Genomic DNA, 16355 nt, shown 5'->3' with positions numbered 1-16355 from the left:
GCCCCGCTCGTCGACCCGGTACCCGGCCGGCCGTCGCGCGCTGTTTGGCGGACGACTTCCGGGCAACACGACATGGGAACCGGCCCGTGGGGCCGACCCACCGGAAGGCAAGGCATGTCCACAGGCGTGATCATCGCTCTGATCGTGATCGTGATCGTGGCGGTCATGGTCGTCGCGGCAGTCCGCATCCTGCGCGCCCGGGGCGGCTCGCACGGCGGACGAGGCCTGAAGCACCGCTTCGGGCCCGAGTACGACAGGGCCGTGGCCCGGCACGACGGGGACGTCGGCGCCGCCGAGAGAGAGCTCGACGCCCTCGTGCAACGGCACGGCGAGCTGCGCGAGCGGCCGTTGGAGCCGGCGGAGCGCGAGCGGTTCCAGGCCCGTTGGCGGGCCGCGCAGGAGAAGTTCGTCGACTCGCCCCGGGAGGCGGTCGCCGACGCGGACCACCTGCTCGCGGAGGTGGCCGGCGCCCGCGGCTTCCCGGACGGCGGCGAGCACGAGGAGCAGCTCGCCGCGCTCTCCGTCCACCACGCGAACCATGTCGACGGCTACCGGCGCGTCCACGGCGCCGCACACGCGGCCGGCACGGACGACGGCCGGGCGCCGGGTACGGAGGACATGCGGACGGCCATGGTCGAGGCCCGCGCGCTCTTCGACGACCTGGTCGGTTCCGCTCCGCAGCAGCCCCAGCACCAGGTGCAGGCCAAGGCTCAGACCAAGGATTCCTCCCGGTTCGGCCGCCACCTGCCGTGGAACTTCCCCCGTCACCAGGCGAAGGAGAGCTGACCGCCATGCCGGACGTGACACCGCGCACGAGCACGAGCACAAGCACGAGCACGAACGCAAACACGAGGACGGCCCCCGTCGACCACGGGGGGCCGCTCCTGCCGGACGACGAAGGCAAGCGGATCGCCCTGCGCATGCGGCACGCGGTCGTCGGGTTCGTCGACGGGCCCCGGGACGCCGTGGTGGAGGCCGATCAGGCACTGGAGGAACTGGCCGCCCGCCTCACCGAGGCCATGGCCCGACGCCGCCGCACCCTGCGCCGGTCCTGGCAGCCGACGACGGACGGCGCCGAGGACCGACCGGCGACAGCCGCGGCCGCTGCGCCCGCCGCGACGACCGCCACGACGACCGTCGACACCGAGCAACTCCGGCTGGCTCTACGCGACTACCGCGAATTGACGGAGCGGCTGCTACGCCTCTGACTGCACCTCTGACTGCCCGGCCGTCGTCCCGCGCTCCTGCTGTTCCCGCCGCGCCTGGCGCTCCCGCCACTCCTGTACGACCGCCTCGACGTCGTACGGCTTCATGCCCAGCGGGGGCCCGGGCGGCGGCTTGAACATCATGTCGCGCAGTTTGACGTTGACGTCTGTGATGATCTTCCGGACGATGCGTTCCGAAGGCGCCTCGTACGCTGCGGCGAGCGCGTCCTCCGCCTCCTTGCGCAGGGCGAGCGTCGGCGGCAGCACGGAGAGGCCCTCGCGGGCCATTTTGCGCTTGATCCACCAGAGTTCGTCGTACGAGGTGTCCGTGATCTCCGGCAACGGCCGACCCGCGCCCGGGAGTTGGGCGAACTCGCCGCGCTGCTCCGCGTCACGGATCTGCTTGTCGACCCAGGACTCGAAAGGGACACCAGGTGGCTTTCGCTCGGTCATGCGTCCATTGTGCCGGACGCGGTGGGGCCGGGCGATTTATCATGCGGCCGCTGTACAAGCACACTTAGGACCCAGGACGCCGACAGGCATGTCAAAGACATCTCAAGGGGAGCGCACGTGCTCGAACTGACCATGGCCACCGTCTCCGGCACGGAAGAGGGCGCCACGGCCGGCATGCTGATGGCCGACTCGCCCAGCGATCCGGGCGCCGTGCTGCGGGTGGGCCGGGACAAGTCCGTGTGTCGCCTCGCGACCCCCGACGACTGGCTGTTCGTCTCCCGGGTCCACCTGGAGTTCCTGTGCGGCCCCGATGGCGTCTGGCAGGTCTCGTGGCTGCGCGGCTCGCAGGACGAGCCGTCCTCCGAGGTGCGGCTGGTGAGCGGGCAGTACACGCAGCCGCTCGCGTACGGCGGGAGCATGCCGCTGGCGCGCGGCGGCTCCGGCGAGATCATCGTCATCGACCGCACCGGGCCGCGCAGCGTCAACGTGGGCTTCTATCACGAGGCCTGAAGCCCGGAGTGTGAGGCTCGAGGCCTGAATTCCGAGGCCTGGAAACGTGGGGCTACGCGAGGACGCGCGCCAGCGCGAAACCGTCGTAGCCCTTCGTCCCCACCGTCTGGATCGCCGTGCCGCTGAGCCTCGGGTGCGAGCCGATCAGCTCGATCGCGGCGCGGGTGCCGAGCACGTCACCCGTGTCGCTGTCCGCGTCGACGACCCGGCCGCCCCGTACGACGTTGTCGACGACGATCAGACTGCCCGCGCTCGTGAGCTTCAGCGCCCACTCCAGGTAGTGGGCGTTGTTCGCCTTGTCGGCGTCGATGAAGACGAGGTCGAACGGGGGCGGGTTCTCGTCGGCCAGCAGCGGCAGCGACTCCAGGGCCGCGCCGACCCGCACCTCGACCACCTTGTCCAGACCCGCGCGGGCGATGTTGCGGGTGGCGACCTCCGCGTGCCGCGGGTTGTACTCCAGCGAGATCAGACGGCCGTCGGCGGGAAGGGCGCGGGCCAGCCAGATCGTGCTGTATCCGCCGAGTGTGCCGATCTCCAGGATCGCCCGGGCGCCCTGGATCTCGGCGAGCAGCTGGAGCAGCTTGCCCTGGTTCGCCGAGACGCTGATCTGCGGCATCTCGGCGGCCTCGCTTTCGCGCAGCGCGGCCTCCGTCGCCTCGTCGTCCGGCGCGAGATGGTCGGTGAAGTAGGCGTCGACGGCGTCCCAGACCTGCGACTCGCTCATGCGCTCTGCCTCTCGTGTACCTGACATGTCTGGCGGCATGTCTAGTTAGGAATGCTAACTAGTCAGGCTGGTCTTCGGCAGCGGATTTCAGCCGTTCGGCGCAGGGGGCGCGAAGCGCGAGCGAGGCGGCGTGCGGGGCCCCGGGGGAGTGGCGGGAGCGGCAGGGGTGGCAGGAGTGGCAGGAGCTCCTGGGGCACCAAGTCCCGGGGACGGCGGTGGCGCAGCCGGCATCGGGGGCGTGGAGCGAGACGTGGAGCGCGACGTGGTGCGAGATATGGGGGGCCGTAGGAAGGCAGGTACGGAGGGAGGCGCGGAGGGCATGGGAGGAACGGAGGGCGCGGGAGTCGCTGGAGGCCCGGGAGGAACGGAGGGCGCGGGAGGCCGGGGAGGCGCGGGGGGCCGGGGAGGCGCGGGGGGCGTCGGCGGCGCGGCGAACCTGGGGGGCGCAGCCGGCATGGCTGTCGCGGTCGGAGCCTGAGCGGGGGCCGGGGCCGGCGCCGGAGTCGCGCTCGGAGCTGTGCTCGGAGCTGCGGTCGGAGCCTGAGTCGGCATCGGAGGCGCGCCCGGAACCGGGTTCGTGGCCGTCGGCTGACATCCCACCGCATGTCGAGGTCCGGGCAGGCCCGCCCGGCGGGTCCGTCCCCAGCGCACGCCCAGGACGACCGCGGCCGTGTTCAGGACGGCCAGTCCGCCGACGACCGTCAGCAGCCACACCGGAATCCCGGCCAGCGCGAGCAGCCGGTCCTCGTAGATGACCTGTCGGAACGCCGTGTCCGTCGTGGCCCGGCGCAGCTCGAGGTCCCCGGAGATCTCCGCGGGACGCGGGAACTCCTGGGCGACGGCCGTCAGGAACGGGGCGCCCTTCGCCAGCTCGGCCAGCGGCCCCGTCGTCGTGCCGGGCCGTCCCGCGAACGTCACCCGGGGCCGCTCGCCGCCGATCCGGGAGGCCGGTTCCATCCGGTGGGCGGCGAGGACGTACAGGCCCAGCGACTGCGGTGTGGCCGCCAGCCGGGACAGCCGCATCGGGTAGACGAGGGTGTCGGCGGCGAAGGTGAGGTGCAGCGGGTCGAGCCGGCCGCTCAGCGCGGCGCCGGTGGTCTCGGGGGTCAGCCGGACCGCCACGTACTCCCAGCGCCGGTCCACGTACGGCTGGAGGGCGGCCTTCAGGGCGGCGGGGAAGGCGAAGTCGTTGCTGCGCAGCCAGTCGTCCAGGCCGGCCGGGTCGGTGGCGGTGAGCCGGGCCACGTCGAACGGCCCGAGCCGTTGGCGTCCGACCACGCTGACGCCGCCGGGCCCCGCGCCGGGCGGTGGCGGGCCCACCTGGCCGTCGCCGGTGGTCAGCGGCCAGTCGCCGTCCTGCGGCCAGAAGTGGTGTCGGGTGCGCTGCTCGGGCGCCGTGGCCCCGGCCAGCTGGTCGAAGAGCTCCGGGTCGCCGAGCGCGACCGTCGCGCGGTTCGGCACGGGCATGATCCAGGCGGCCCGGTCGGCGTCGCCGTCGACGGTCAGGCTCATCACGAGCTGTTCCTGCTTGCCGTCCCAGCGCACGACGGAGGCCTCCCGGCCGACCGTCAGCTGCCGGTCGTCGCCCGGGACGAGCGCACCGCAGCCGCATGCGTAGGCCGGTGCCACGAGCGAACCGAGCTGGATCGCCAGCAGCGCCAGGAGGACGGTGACGACCCGCCCGCGTAACCGCTTGCCCCACGCCCGCAACCGCCGTCGCCGTTCCCGCAGGAAACCGACCATGCTCCGTATCCCCTCCGTCACCCTCCACTGCGTATGTGGTGCCAAGGACGGTACGGCGGAAGAGCCGAATCTGTTCGCACCGTGATCCAAATCCCGCCCCCGCGGAGGCGACCGGTCCCCCGGACGACTATCGTCTTCCGGACAAAAGGAGGGCGGACGTCAGGTGAAATGGGGGTGGCCTGCGTCTCTCTCCGGGGAGGCGCGACCCTCGTAAAGTGCGCGTAGGAAATTTGCGCATGGGACGCGTGGCACGAACGGGGCGGGAGGCCTACGAGGCGTGGCGAATGCGGAGCACAGCGGGCGGCCGACGGAGGCCTTCGGGTCGACGGCGGTCGACACGGTGGTCGACACGGCGCGGGCGCGGCTTCGCGCGGCCCGCCTCGGCCTCTGGCTGGTGGCGGCGGTCCTCGCCGTACGCCAGGTGGCCGTCGTCCTCGGCACCCCGCGCGGTGAGCGGCTGACGGACCTGGAGACCTGGGTCGGACCGAACGGCGTGCTGCACGTCAACGGTTCCCTCTACGACTCGACCCAGTTCACGGGTACTCCGTTCGGTGGGCTCGTCCTCAAGCCCTTGACCCGGGCGGCCGAACAGGCCCTCGGCTGGGGCTGGACCTTCGGGACCCTGCTGCTGGTCGCCGCCCTCGGCCTGGTCGTGGCCCGCGCCCTGCCGCAGCCGATCAGCAGACGCACCGCACTGCTGGCCTCGCCCGTCGCGACCAGCCTGCTGATGCTGTCACTGCCGGTGCGCAACACGCTCTGGCTCGGCCAGACCAGCATCATCCCCGTCCTGCTCGTCCTGCTGGGCTGTTTCGTCGTACGGGACTGGCGGGCGGCCGGCGTCCTGATCGGCGTGGCGGCCGCCCTCCAGCCCACGGTCCTGCTCTTCGCCGCGCTGCTCTGGTTCACCGGTCGCCGCCGGGTCGCGGCCGCCACCGGCGCCACGTTCGCCGGGCTCACCGTGCTCGCCTGGGCGGCGATGCCGCACGACTCGTACACCTACTGGGTGCACCACATGGCGGGCGTCGGCCTCGGCGGCGAGGCGGATGCACTGGCCAACCAGTCCCTGCACGGCGCCCTGCTGCGCCTCGGCCTCGCCGGCCCGATCGAGATCGGCCTGTTCCTGTCGCTGGGCGCGGCCGTCGCCGTCCTGGGGATCCGCCGGGCGGTCCGCTACGCCCGTGACGGTCAGCTGCTGCTGGCGGTCGCGCTGACCGGCTGCGCGGCGATCGTCGTCTCGCCGACGACCTGGCAGCACCAGCTGCTGTGGGTCCTGCTGGCGGTGGTCGGGCGGGTCGGCAAGCGCGCCTCCGACCGCTATGTGTGGCCGGTGGCGGTGATCCTGGTGATGACCCTCCCGGCGAAGATGATGCTGCCGAACATGGCGGCCCTCTACCCGCTGCGCGACAACGCGGTGCTGCTGGCCGCGATCGCCGCGGCCACGGTCGTCCCGTTCCTGCCGCGGACGTCCCCCTATTACCGGGCGCCGATACCGACGGAAGTCGCGCAGCCGGTTCCGACGCGCTGGCGTCGCGTACCGCTGCTGCCGTTCCTGAAGCGCGTCCTGACCCGCCCGAACCTCCTGCTGGAGCTTCTGCTCATCCGTGTCACGTACGCGGCGTACCAGCAGGTCAGGCTGGCGGCGACCGGCGGCTCGAACTCGGCGGGCCGGGTCCGCGCGGAGGTCCATGGCCAGCAGATCCTCGACATCGAGCGCTTCCTCCACATCGACATCGAGCACGCGGTCAACCACTGGGTGGTCGGCGTCGGCTGGCTCCGTGACTTCTTCGACTTCTACTACACGTCCTTCCACTTCGTGGTCCCGCTGACGGTCCTGGGCCTCCTGTACTGGCGCCGCCCGGTCGACTACCGCTGGGCCCGTGCGTCCCTCGGCTTCGCGACCCTCCTCGCCCTGGTCGGCTTCTGGCTCTACCCCCTGGCTCCCCCGCGTCTGATGCCTTCCCTCGGCATCATCGACACGGTCCACGGCGCCCAGGACTTCACCAAGCCGGACTACGGCACACTGACGGCCCTCACCAACCAGTACGCGGCGATGCCGTCCCTGCACTTCGGCTGGTCCCTGTGGTGCGGCCTGGTCATCGCGATCGTCGCCCCGAAGTGGTGGATGAAGCCCCTGGGCCTCCTCCACCCCTTCTTCACGGTCTCGGCCATCGTCGCCACCGGCAACCACTGGATCCTGGACGCGGCCGGCGGCGCGGCGGTCGTAGGAGGCGGCTTCGCCCTCTCCTACCTGTTCATGGGCCCGAGGGCACGGGTGGCGACGACGACGCCGGAACCGGCCGCGCGGCCGGCAATACCGGAGAGGGACCCGGCACCGAGCTGATCTGCTCCGGCGTGCCTTCTTCGGCCGGCCGCTCGTGCAGTCGTACGTGTCGGAACCGGTGGACGGGGCCCGCCGTCCGTAGAAGACTGCGGCGGCGGGCGTCCTCCAGGAAGTGCACCAGGGGGCACGGGGCGTCCCCATCGGGGGAGGGCGGACATGCGCCGTTGGCAGAAGGTGCTGCTGGCGGTCGATCGCCGCTTGGGAACCGGCGAGCTGCCTACCCGGCTGGAACTCACGGTGGCGCGCCACCCGGTGCGGACCGGTGTGGTCTGCGGGATCGTGTTGGCGGTCGCGTTCATCTGGGCCTTGTCCGGCTTTGACGATCCCGGGGTGCTGTTCCAGGCGGCTCTGTTCGGTGCCGGGATGGGGCTGTTCCTCTGGGGCGCGGCCCGTCTTACGCGATGGCAGCAGGCCTATGACGCAAGGACCGGCAGGTACGAGGAAGCGCGGCAGGCGGCTGCGTGGAAGCGGGCGGAGCCTCTCTCACCAGGTGCGGTGGCTCTGCGGCTGCTCGGCGTATGGGTAGTCATGTCAGGGGCGTTGTGGGCGATCGGCTCACTGGATGACCCTCCCTGGGGCTTGCTGTGGTCTGCCGTTTTCGGAGCCCTGATCGTGGTGGTGTCCTTCACTGCTGCCTGGCTCAAGCAGAAGCGTTCTCGGTGACCTCGAACCACACCGTCTTTCCGCCCCCGGGTGCCGGTGACACCCCCCACTTGTCCACCTTCGCGTCCAGCAGGAACAGGCCCCGGCCGCCTTCCGACTCCGGGTGCAACTCCGCCGGGGTCGGGAATAGTTGTCCGTCACCTCGGCTCTGACTCCCGTCGGTTGTTTCAGGAGGAGCAGCTTGCAGTGGCGGTCCGGGACGTGGCGGATCACGTTGGCGATCAGTTCTGTCAGGGCCAGTTCGACCGGGTCCGTCAGGTCCTTCAGGTCCCAGTCCGCCAGGAGGGCGCGGGCGATTCTGCGGATGTGGCGGGCCGAGTGGGTGTCGGCCGTCAGCGTCATCCGGTACTGCGTGGGGACCGGGGGCGCGTAGATCGAGGGGAAGTATCCGTTCACGGGACGAGGGTGACCTGCTCCAACTACTCTGGGCTACACCGTGAATACAACCCGTTGTGTCGTGGGAGGTCCTGCGTGACCCATGTCAACGTCCTCGATCCCGGAGCCTCGCCGCTCGACTACTACGGGTTCGAGCTGCGCCGGTTAAGGGAAGCGGCCGGGCTCACTCAGCAGCAGCTCGGGGACATCCTCAACTACACCGGGTCGCTGGTTGGGCAGGTCGAGACCGCGCGCAAGGTTCCCACCCCTGAGTTCAGTGAGCGCGTGGATGCGGCCCTCGGGACCGGCGGTCTCTTCTCGCGGCTCGTCGAGCTTGTGCTTCGCAGTCAACTTCCGGCCTGGTTCCGGCAGGTGGCGGAGCTGGAAGCGCGGGCCGCTGAGATCTGCACCTTCCAGACCCACCTGGTGCATGGCCTGCTCCAGACCCCCGCTTACGCGCGTGCCGTGCTCGGCGTGCTCGACAAGAACGACCTCGACGACCGCGCCGCCGTCCGGCTCGCTCGCCAGCGCATCTTCGAGAAGGGCGAACCGCCCGTCTTCTGGCTGGTGTTGAGTGAGGCCGCGCTGTGTCAGGAGATCGGTGGCCGGGCCGTCATGCGCGAGCAACTCGCCCATCTGTTGTCGTTCGAGAACGATCCCCGGATCAACATCCAGGTGCTGCCGTTCGCCGCCGGGGCGCACCCCGGGACGCAAGGCTCGTTCAACCTCTACCGGTTCTCCAGCGACCCGACCATCGTCTATACCGAGGGGTATGGCATCGGGTATCCGAGCGCGAACCCGGACACCGTCAAGGACTGTTCACTCCGTTACGATCATCTCCGGGCTGCTGCTCTCTCCCTCAAGGATTCGGCACGGCTGATCCGGCGAGTGATGGAGGAACGCTATGGAGAAGAACTGGCGTAGGTCTTCGTATAGCGGTGACCAGGGCGGGGATTGCGTCGAGATCGCCGAAACCCCCGCCACCGTCGCCGTCCGTGACTCCAAGAACCCGACGGGTCCGGTCCTCGTGCTTCAGCCCGCCGTGTTCTCGGAGTTCGTCCGCTGGACTACAGCCGCTGGATGATCGTCCCCGTTGCCACTGCGCCGCCTGCGCACATCGTGATGAGGGCGAACTCCTTGTCCGTGCGCTCCAGTTCGTGAAGTGCTGTCGTGATGAGGCGGGCTCCCGTCGAGCCGACGGGGTGGCCCAGGGCGATCGCTCCGCCGTTGACGTTGACCTTGTCCAGCGTCTGGTTGAAGACCTTTGTCCAGCTCAACACCACCGACGCGAACGCCTCGTTGATCTCGACGATGTCGATGTCCTTCAGGGACATCCCCGCCTTGCCCAGGACCGCCTTCGTTGCGTCGATCGGGCCGTCCAGGTGGAAGTGCGGGTTCGCGCCCACCAGGGCCTGGGCGACGATCCTCGCCCTCGGCCTCAGCTTCAGCGCCCTTGCCATGCGCTTCGACGACCACATGATCGCTGCTGCGCCGTCCGATATCTGCGATGAGTTGCCTGCCGTGTGTATCGCGGTCGGCATGATGGGCTTCAGGCGCGACAAGGCCTCCGCCGATGTGTCGCGCAGGCCCTCGTCCCGGTCGACCAGTCGCCACATGCCCTGGCCCGTCGACTGCTCCTCCTCCGTCGTCGGGACCTGGACGGCGAAGGTCTCCTTCTTGAAGCGTTCCTCCGCCCAGGCCGTCGCCGCGCGGGATTGGGACAGCAGGCCCAGGGCGTCCACGTCCTCGCGGGTCAGGCCCCGGTGGCGGGCTATGCGTTCGGCCGCCTCGAACTGGTTGGGGAGGTCTACGTTCCACTCCTCCGGGAACGGTTTGCCCGGGCCGTGCTTCGAGCCCGAGCCGAGGGGGACGCGTGACATCGCCTCCACCCCGCAGCTGATTCCCACGTCGATCACGCCCGACGCGATCATGTTCGCCGTCATGTGGCTGGCCTGCTGTGAGGAGCCGCATTGGCAGTCGACCGTCGTCGCCGCGGTCTCGTAGGGGAGGCCCATGGTCAACCAGGCCGTCCTCGCGGGGTTCATGGACTGTTCGCCGGCGTGGGTCACCGTGCCGCCGACGATCTGCTCCACGGCGTCGGCGGGGATGCCGGTGCGGCCGAGGAGTTCGCGGTAGGTCTCGCCCAGGAGGTAGGCGGGGTGCAGGTTGGCGAGCGCGCCGCCGCGCTTGCCGATGGGGGTGCGGACTGCTTCCACGATCACGGGTTCGGCGGCCATGGGTGCGGATCCCTTCGGAACTAGTACGTGTTCTAGTTCTGCTGAGTGCAGTCTGCTTACGTGATGTGGGTCACCGCAAGGGTCTTGCAGCCTCGAGGGTCCTGAACTACCTTCACGGCAATCTATTTCTGATGAACCGTCAGATCCATCGTAGATCGACCGCAGATCCGCCGTGGATCCACCGTAGATCGACCGTAGATCGACCGTCAGCTTGCATCGTCAGATGGCTGGAGCCGCCGATGCCCTGTCCAGCGCTTCCCGACGGGTTCGACTTCACCGATCCCGACCTGCTGCAACACCGTGTACCCCTCCCCGAGTTCGCCGAGTTGCGGGTCGCCGAACCGGTCCGCTGGATCCCGCAGTCGGGCAACGTGGCCGGCTTCGAGGACGAGGGGTACTGGGCGGTGACCCGCCACGCGGACGTGAAGTACGTTTCCACGCATCCGGAGATCTTCTCCTCCTACCTCAACACCGCGATCATCCGGTTCAACGAGCACATCGAGCGGGCTTCCATCGACGCCCAGCGGTTGATCATGCTGAACATGGATCCGCCCGAGCACACGCGCGTGCGGCAGATCGTGCAGCGTGGGTTCACGCCGCGGGCCATCCGTGGGCTGGAGGAGCGGCTGCGGGAGCGGGCCACCGCCATCGTCGCCGGCGCCCTCGCGCAGGGCGGTTCCTTCGACTTCGTCACCTCCGTCGCCTCGGAGCTGCCCCTCCAGGCCATCGCCGAGCTGATCGGCGTGCCCCAGGAGGACCGATCCAAGATCTTCGACTGGTCGAACAGGATGATCGCGTACGACGATCCCGAGTTCGCCGTCACCGCCGAGGTCGGGCAGCAGTCCGCCGCCGAGATCCTGGCGTACGCCATGAACATGGCCGCCGAGCGGAAGCAGTGCCCCGCTCACGACATCGTCTCGACGCTCGTGGCGGCCGAGAACGAGGGCAATCTCAACTCCGACGAGTTCGGGTTCTTCGTGCTCATGCTCGCCGTGGCTGGGAACGAGACGACTCGGAACGCCACCACCCACGGGATGCACGCCTTCCTCACCCACCCCGAGCAGTGGGAGCTGTACAAGGATCAGCGGCCCGGCACCGCCGCCGAGGAGATCGTGCGGTGGGCCACCCCGGTCACCGCCTTCCAGCGGACCGCCACTCAGGACACCGAACTCGGCGGGAAGCTGATCAGGAAGGGGGACCGGGTCGGGATCTTCTACGCCTCCGCGAACCGGGATCCCGAGGTGTTCGACCATCCCGATTCGTTCGACGTCACCCGGGATCCGAACCCGCATCTCGGGTTCGGCGGGGGCGGGCCCCACTTCTGCCTCGGCAAATCCCTTGCCGTGCTGGAGATCAACCTCATCTTCAACGCCATCGCCGACGCCATGCCGGGGCTGCGGCTGGTGGAGGATCCACGGCGACTGCGGTCCGCCTGGATCAACGGGGTGAAGGAGCTGAAAGTCAGCGCCGGGTGAGTATACGGCGACGTATACTCCGGGTATGTCTGATGCGATGATCAGGGTTCCTGCCGAGGTGCGGGACCGCTTGGCAGTGATCGCGGAGTCCCGGGGGACGTCGATCCGGTCCCTGGTTCAGGACTTCGCCGAGTCGACGCTGACCGAGGAGGAGCGCCGGGAGCGGGCGGAGCGGACCCGCGCGTATCTGGCGGAGCACTTCGGCATCGATGTGAGCGACGAGGAGAGTGCGGCCATGGGTCGCAGGCTCAGGGAGGCTTTCGCGCGGCAGCAGGGTGAAGCTGCGTGATCCTGCACCACCTGATCCTGGACTCCCCGACGTTGGTGGCGTTGTCGGGTAACCGTCAGGTGTCCGCGCTGGTCCACCGGGCTCACTTCGAGACCGAGACCCGTCTGTGGGTGTCGACGCTCTCGGTTCTGGAAGCCGACCGCGAGCATCGCGGCCTCGCCGAGCATGTCGGCCAGTTGGAGGTGCTGCACACCGTCGATCTGGACTACTCGGCGGCGCTCGCGGTGGCCAGGATGCATCGTGACGGCGTACCTCCGGGGATCGGCGCCGCGATCCACGCCGCTGGCCACCTGCCGGAGTGGGACGCGGACGCGCTCGTCGCCACCGTGGATCCGAAAGCGTACGAAGGGCGCGGTGTGCCCGTGCTGGACCTCAACCGCTGAAGGCGGTCGGTACGCCGAAGGCGGCGGCCCCGGGGATCGGGGGCCGCCGCCTTCGGCGCGTATGGGGGAGGGTGGCGTGGCTCAGTACCAGCCGTTGGCCTGCCAGAAGTTCCAGGCGCCGACCGGGCTGCCGTAGCGGGAGTTCATGTAGTCCAGACCCCACTTGATCTGGGTCTTGGCGTTGGTCTTCCAGTCGGAGCCGGCCGAGGCCATCTTGGAGCCGGGCAGGGCCTGGACGAGGCCGTAGGCGCCGGAGGAGGCGTTGGTGGCGTCGACGTCCCAGCCGCTCTCGTGCTTCACGATGTTGGCGAAGGCGTTGTACTGAGCCGTGCTCGGGATCATCTTGTGCGCGATCGCCTGGGCCTGGGAGGCCGAGGCCACGGACGACGTCGCGGCCTGGGCGGGCGCCGCGGACAGCGCCATGCCGGCGGTGGCGGCGGCCACGGCGACGACGGTGAGGGCCTTCTTCGGGGAAGCGATGCGACGGATGACGGAGACGGACACGGAGAACCTTTTTCTTCGGGGACAGAGTCGGTCGCTGCATGCCGGAGTCACGCGGTGCGTGGCCGCACCGCGTGGTGTGCGGTGGGTGGCTGCATGCGACGGCGCCGAGGCCCGTGGGCTCGTCGGCACCGTGCGACGTCATCCAGAGAAGCAGGGTCGGGAGCCGTCCGCAAAGACCCCCTTTGCTAGTTGTGGTCGTATTCGGGGTGAAGGTCGCTTGTATGACCTGGCTCTCAATGCGCAGGTCAGGGCGGGTAATGGCATGCGCATGGCGTCCCATTTGCCCGACTAGGTTGGATAGTAGGTGATGTGGGTCATGTGGGGTGGTTCACCGATCAACGGCCCTCCGGGCCCGTCGCAGGAGCCTCGAATGTGACGGCGGTCTCGAACGGGTACGTTCATGGCCATGCCGGAGACAGGGACGGGGGCAGGGATGGGGATGGGCGCGGGGATGGGTACGGGCGTGGGGCGGCTGCTCGGCTCGGGCCGTACGGCCGACGTGTACGAGATCGACGAGGCGTGGGTGCTGCGCCGGGACCGGGAAGGGTGGGGGGACGCGGCCGTCGAGGCGGCGGTGATGGCGTATGTGCGGGCGTACGGCTACCCCGCGCCCGCCGTCCGGCCCTCCGGTTCGCGCACCGAGCTGGTGATGGAGCGCCTGGACGGGCCGACGATGCTCCAGGCGTTCGCGGCGGGCGCGCTGGACGCCGAGGAGGCGGGAGCCACTCTCGCCCGGCTGCTGCGCGCGCTGCACGCCGTACCGGGACGGGTCTCGGCCGGCGCCCGCATCCTGCACCTCGACCTCCACCCCGACAACGTGATGTTGACGGCCGACGGTCCCCGGGTCATCGACTGGGCCAACGCGGAGGAGGGCGACCCCGGGCTCGACTGGGGCATGTCCGCGGTGATCCTCGCCCAGGTCGCCGTCTCTCCGCAGCCCATCGCCGATCCGGCCCGGGCGATGCTGACCGCGCTGCTCGCCGACCCCTCCGACCTCACCGAGGAGGGCCTGGCGGAGGCCCTGCGGAGGCGGGCGGTCAACCCGACGATGAGCCGCGAGGAGACGGAACTCCTCGTACCGGCCGCTGAGTTGATCAGGTCGACGGCGGGCTGCTGACTAGGCCGCCCGCCAGACCGTCATGTCCGCGGTCACGAAGGCGATGTCCGGCAGTGCGGTCGACTTCACCTGGATCACGAGCAGTGCGATGTCCCCGGAGGGGTGCTTGACGCAGATCTCGCTGCCGGCCGCCGCCGCGGCGAGGGGAAGCCGGTGGCTCTTGGCGCCGGTGAGGAGGATGCGGCACGTGTCGAGGCCGCCGCCGGGGTCGCCGTACACCAAGGAGAGCACGCTGGTGTCGCTCTCCAGCGCGCAGTCGTCCTGCTTGCAGGCGAAGCGGATGTCCCCCTTGCCGTCCTCGCGCCGGACCGGCTCCTTGACGTCCAGCGAGGTCTTCGCGTCCAGCCACTGGAGGGGGTACGCGGTGGCCTGCGGCGCCTTGGGCACGGTCGAGCCGGCCGTCGACGAGGACGCCGACGGCCGTGCGGACCCGGTCGGACCGGGTGCCGAGGACGCCCCGGCCGTGTCCCGGTGGCGGAGTCGGTCCGCCGCCTCCATGACCGTCCACGCCAGGCCGCTCAGCACCAGTGCACCCGCGGTCACGGCGGCGGCCGTGAGCAACGCGGTGCGCCGCCGCCGGGTCGGCCGCCCGTCCGGACGCGTCGGCTGCGACTGAAACGGCGACTGTAACTGTGGCGGCGCGAGCAAGGGCATCGCGGGCTGGGGCACCTGGTACGCGGCCATCGTGTGCCGGTGCGTCTCGTGCGAGGGCGGCGCGGGCAACGTCGGTATGTGCACCGGGGTGGGATCGGGGACCGGAGACGGAACTGTCACCTCCGGCCCGGTGACCTCCTGCCAGTCGGTCGGCCCGGCGCCGTTGTCCGCGTCTCCGTCCAGACGTCGCCTGCACCACTCGACGATCTCCGCCGGGGTGACCCGCTCCGCCGGATCGGCGGCGAGGCAGCGGGCGATCAGCGGACGGAGCGGTTCGGGCAGCAGGGACAGATCGGGTTCCGAGTGCACGATCCGGTACAGCACGCTGACCGAGGGGCCGTCCCCGTACAGCGCCTCGCCCAGGGCCGCGAACGCCGCCGTCTGACCGAGCGCGAACACGTCGGTCGCCGCGGTGACCTCACCGGCGGTCGCCTGCTCGGGAGCCATGAACTGCGGTGTGCCGACGGCGAGGCCGGTGGCGGTGTTCGAGGTGACGTCGGAGGCCAGCGAGATGCCGAAGTCGATCACGCGCGGCCCGTCGGCGGCGAGCAGTACGTTCGACGGCTTCAGGTCCCGGTGCACGATTCCCGCACCGTGGATGACCTGGAGCGCCTCTGCCACCCCCGCCACCAGCCACAGGACCGCGGGCACCGGCAGCGGCCCGCGCCGGGCGACGGCCTCCGCCAGCGAGGGCCCGGGCACGTACAGCGTGGCCAGCCAGGGAGGTACGCCGTCCGCGTCGGCGTCGATCAGCTCGGCGGTGTACGCGCCACGGACCCGCCGGGCGGCTTTGATCTCCCGGCGGAACCGCCGCCGGAAGGCCGGGTCGTCGGCCAACTCCGGGCGTACCACCTTGATCGCCAGCGGCCGGCCGCCCTGTGTGTGCGACAGGTAGACCCGTCCCATGCCGCCAGCCCCGAGCCGGGCGGCGAGACGGTAACCGGCCACCAGGGGCGGATCGTCCGCCTGGAGTGGCTGGAACACCTCAGTCGCATGATTCATCGGCCCTCATCCCCCTAATGCCCCTGGCCCCCCGGCCCCCGGTCCCCGTGATCCGACGATCCGATCAAGTCAGCAGCCTACGCGGGGTGTCGGTCCGCCGAAGGGGAGGAACAGGACCCGGGTCTCCAGCAGCCACACCCCGTCGACCTGGCGGAACGCGTCCTGATAGTGCCCGACCTGGACGGGTGGTCCGGCGGGGACGACGCCCCCCTCGTAGCCGTCGACCCGGTACGTCGAGAAGTACGAGGTGGCCAGGGCGGTGTCCGCTGCGGTCGGGGTGACCAGGATGTTCGACATGAGGCGGCGCGAGAGCCGGTCGAAGGGACGCGAACCGAAGTACTCCCGCAGCGCCGACCGCCCCTTGACCAGCCGCCCGCCCTCCGGCCACTCCCAGGTGCCGTCCTCGGCGAACAGCTCGGCCACCGAGGCGGGTTCGCCGAGATCCAGCCGGTGGACGAAGTCGACGACGAGGCGCTCGCAGGCGCGTTCGGCGAGCAGCCGCTGCAGGGGGTCCATGAGGGCGTTGGTATCAAGGAGCCGGCGCCCGCCGCGAGTGATTTACACCGCCACGTACGTCACCGGATCGCTCCCGGTCACCGCCTCCGCGTGCCCCTGCTTCACCAGTCGCCGCAGATGGGCCTCGGCCTCCGAGACCGCGATGTTCCGTGAGCCGTACGGGA

The 16355-nt window shown here is 70.3% G+C and carries 17 protein-coding genes and 2 pseudogenes; 11 read left to right on the top strand and 8 right to left on the bottom strand.

The window, feature by feature from the left end:
• The first annotated feature begins 114 nt into the window (after positions 1-114).
• Positions 115-786, top strand: a complete 672-nt coding sequence (locus tag ABZ725_RS30010) for a hypothetical protein (protein ID WP_358805658.1) — start codon at positions 115-117, stop codon at positions 784-786.
• A 95-nt stretch (positions 787-881) separates the two neighbouring features.
• Positions 882-1208 (top strand): annotated as a pseudogene (locus ABZ725_RS30005) (hypothetical protein); the annotation flags it as partial.
• On the opposite strand, the gene ABZ725_RS30000 reads toward ABZ725_RS30005, so the two are convergent.
• Complete coding sequence (locus tag ABZ725_RS30000; RefSeq protein ID WP_358805657.1) at positions 1197-1658, bottom strand: DUF1992 domain-containing protein; 462 nt, start codon at positions 1656-1658, stop codon at positions 1197-1199. The pseudogene ABZ725_RS30005 and the gene ABZ725_RS30000 sit on opposite strands and share 12 nt — an antisense overlap.
• Before the next feature lie 117 nt (positions 1659-1775).
• On the opposite strand from ABZ725_RS30000, the gene ABZ725_RS29995 reads away from it, so the two are divergent.
• Positions 1776-2168: a hypothetical protein gene (locus tag ABZ725_RS29995; RefSeq protein WP_351911287.1), complete on the top strand. Its 393-nt coding sequence runs from the start codon at positions 1776-1778 to the stop codon at positions 2166-2168.
• A gap of 52 nt (positions 2169-2220) precedes the next feature.
• Here ABZ725_RS29995 and ABZ725_RS29990 read toward each other — a convergent pair whose 3' ends face one another.
• Positions 2221-2892: an O-methyltransferase gene (locus ABZ725_RS29990; protein WP_351911286.1), complete on the bottom strand. Its 672-nt coding sequence runs from the start codon at positions 2890-2892 to the stop codon at positions 2221-2223.
• 87 nt (positions 2893-2979) lie between these two features.
• Positions 2980-4635, bottom strand: a complete 1656-nt coding sequence (locus ABZ725_RS29985; RefSeq protein WP_358805656.1) for a DUF2330 domain-containing protein — start codon at positions 4633-4635, stop codon at positions 2980-2982.
• A 277-nt stretch (positions 4636-4912) separates the two neighbouring features.
• On the opposite strand from ABZ725_RS29985, the gene ABZ725_RS29980 reads away from it, so the two are divergent.
• The 4 genes from ABZ725_RS29980 to ABZ725_RS29965 all read left to right on the top strand — a co-directional run bounded on the left by ABZ725_RS29980 (position 4913) and on the right by ABZ725_RS29965 (position 9098).
• Positions 4913-6976, top strand: coding sequence for a bifunctional glycosyltransferase 87/phosphatase PAP2 family protein (locus tag ABZ725_RS29980; RefSeq protein WP_358805655.1), 2064 nt, complete (start codon positions 4913-4915; stop codon positions 6974-6976).
• A gap of 156 nt (positions 6977-7132) precedes the next feature.
• Entirely contained in the window at positions 7133-7639 is a 507-nt protein-coding gene (locus ABZ725_RS29975; RefSeq protein ID WP_358805654.1) for a hypothetical protein, read from the top strand.
• A 471-nt stretch (positions 7640-8110) separates the two neighbouring features.
• A complete protein-coding gene (locus tag ABZ725_RS29970) occupies positions 8111-8938 on the top strand; it encodes a helix-turn-helix transcriptional regulator (protein WP_358805653.1) in 828 nt (275 codons plus the stop codon).
• Positions 8919-9098 (top strand): DUF397 domain-containing protein, encoded by a 180-nt coding sequence (locus tag ABZ725_RS29965; protein WP_358805652.1) that lies wholly within the window; start codon positions 8919-8921, stop codon positions 9096-9098. The genes ABZ725_RS29970 and ABZ725_RS29965 overlap by 20 nt, the downstream gene beginning before the upstream one ends.
• Here the strand turns inward: ABZ725_RS29965 and ABZ725_RS29960 are convergent.
• Entirely contained in the window at positions 9082-10251 is a 1170-nt protein-coding gene (locus ABZ725_RS29960) for a steroid 3-ketoacyl-CoA thiolase (protein WP_358805651.1), read from the bottom strand. The two genes, ABZ725_RS29965 and ABZ725_RS29960, sit on opposite strands and share 17 nt — an antisense overlap.
• 239 nt (positions 10252-10490) lie before the next feature.
• Here ABZ725_RS29960 and ABZ725_RS29955 point away from each other — a divergent pair, with 239 nt between their 5' ends.
• Genes ABZ725_RS29955 through ABZ725_RS29945 form a run of 3 tightly spaced genes read left to right on the top strand, consistent with a single transcriptional unit; the run spans position 10491 to position 12398 of the window.
• Positions 10491-11726, top strand: coding sequence for a cytochrome P450 (locus ABZ725_RS29955; RefSeq protein WP_358805650.1), 1236 nt, complete (start codon positions 10491-10493; stop codon positions 11724-11726).
• Between the two features lie 25 nt (positions 11727-11751).
• Complete coding sequence (locus tag ABZ725_RS29950; RefSeq protein WP_358805649.1) at positions 11752-12015, top strand: hypothetical protein; 264 nt, start codon at positions 11752-11754, stop codon at positions 12013-12015.
• Complete coding sequence (locus ABZ725_RS29945) at positions 12012-12398, top strand: hypothetical protein (RefSeq protein WP_358805648.1); 387 nt, start codon at positions 12012-12014, stop codon at positions 12396-12398. The genes ABZ725_RS29950 and ABZ725_RS29945 overlap by 4 nt, the downstream gene beginning before the upstream one ends.
• Before the next feature lie 81 nt (positions 12399-12479).
• Here the strand turns inward: ABZ725_RS29945 and ABZ725_RS29940 are convergent, their stop codons facing one another.
• Entirely contained in the window at positions 12480-12902 is a 423-nt protein-coding gene (locus ABZ725_RS29940) for a transglycosylase SLT domain-containing protein (protein WP_358805647.1), read from the bottom strand.
• A gap of 406 nt (positions 12903-13308) precedes the next feature.
• Here ABZ725_RS29940 and ABZ725_RS29935 point away from each other — a divergent pair, with 406 nt between their 5' ends.
• Positions 13309-14019, top strand: a complete 711-nt coding sequence (locus ABZ725_RS29935; RefSeq protein WP_358805646.1) for a phosphotransferase — start codon at positions 13309-13311, stop codon at positions 14017-14019.
• Here ABZ725_RS29935 and ABZ725_RS29930 read toward each other — a convergent pair whose 3' ends face one another.
• From ABZ725_RS29930 to ABZ725_RS29920, 3 genes and pseudogenes are all read right to left on the bottom strand, one after another.
• Positions 14020-15675, bottom strand: a complete 1656-nt coding sequence (locus ABZ725_RS29930; protein WP_358805645.1) for a serine/threonine-protein kinase — start codon at positions 15673-15675, stop codon at positions 14020-14022. It lies immediately after the preceding gene.
• 69 nt (positions 15676-15744) lie between these two features.
• The gene (locus ABZ725_RS29925; protein WP_358805644.1) at positions 15745-16191 is read right to left on the bottom strand and encodes a nuclear transport factor 2 family protein; all 447 of its coding nucleotides are present in this window, start codon (positions 16189-16191) and stop codon (positions 15745-15747) included.
• 42 nt (positions 16192-16233) lie between these two features.
• A pseudogene (locus ABZ725_RS29920) lies at positions 16234-16355 on the bottom strand (MBL fold metallo-hydrolase); the annotation flags it as partial.

The sequence above is a fragment of the Streptomyces sp. NPDC006872 genome (genome assembly GCF_040635845.1).
In the GTDB taxonomy this organism is placed as follows: domain Bacteria; phylum Actinomycetota; class Actinomycetes; order Streptomycetales; family Streptomycetaceae; genus Streptomyces.
Note: the sequence above shows the minus strand (reverse complement) of the source record. Positions and strands in the feature narration are given on the sequence as shown.

Coding starts and splice junctions, on each gene's coding strand:
- ABZ725_RS29935 (WP_358805646.1), top strand. CDS start 13,309: ATGCCGGAGACAGGGACGGGGGCAGGGATGGGGATGGGCGCGGGGATG.
- ABZ725_RS29990 (WP_351911286.1), bottom strand. CDS start 2,892: ATGAGCGAGTCGCAGGTCTGGGACGCCGTCGACGCCTACTTCACCGAC.
- ABZ725_RS29930 (WP_358805645.1), bottom strand. CDS start 15,675: ATGAATCATGCGACTGAGGTGTTCCAGCCACTCCAGGCGGACGATCCG.
- ABZ725_RS29925 (WP_358805644.1), bottom strand. CDS start 16,191: ATGGACCCCCTGCAGCGGCTGCTCGCCGAACGCGCCTGCGAGCGCCTC.
- ABZ725_RS29975 (WP_358805654.1), top strand. CDS start 7,133: ATGCGCCGTTGGCAGAAGGTGCTGCTGGCGGTCGATCGCCGCTTGGGA.
- ABZ725_RS29965 (WP_358805652.1), top strand. CDS start 8,919: ATGGAGAAGAACTGGCGTAGGTCTTCGTATAGCGGTGACCAGGGCGGG.
- ABZ725_RS29955 (WP_358805650.1), top strand. CDS start 10,491: ATGCCCTGTCCAGCGCTTCCCGACGGGTTCGACTTCACCGATCCCGAC.
- ABZ725_RS30000 (WP_358805657.1), bottom strand. CDS start 1,658: ATGACCGAGCGAAAGCCACCTGGTGTCCCTTTCGAGTCCTGGGTCGAC.
- ABZ725_RS29985 (WP_358805656.1), bottom strand. CDS start 4,635: ATGGTCGGTTTCCTGCGGGAACGGCGACGGCGGTTGCGGGCGTGGGGC.
- ABZ725_RS30010 (WP_358805658.1), top strand. CDS start 115: ATGTCCACAGGCGTGATCATCGCTCTGATCGTGATCGTGATCGTGGCG.
- ABZ725_RS29960 (WP_358805651.1), bottom strand. CDS start 10,251: ATGGCCGCCGAACCCGTGATCGTGGAAGCAGTCCGCACCCCCATCGGC.
- ABZ725_RS29950 (WP_358805649.1), top strand. CDS start 11,752: ATGTCTGATGCGATGATCAGGGTTCCTGCCGAGGTGCGGGACCGCTTG.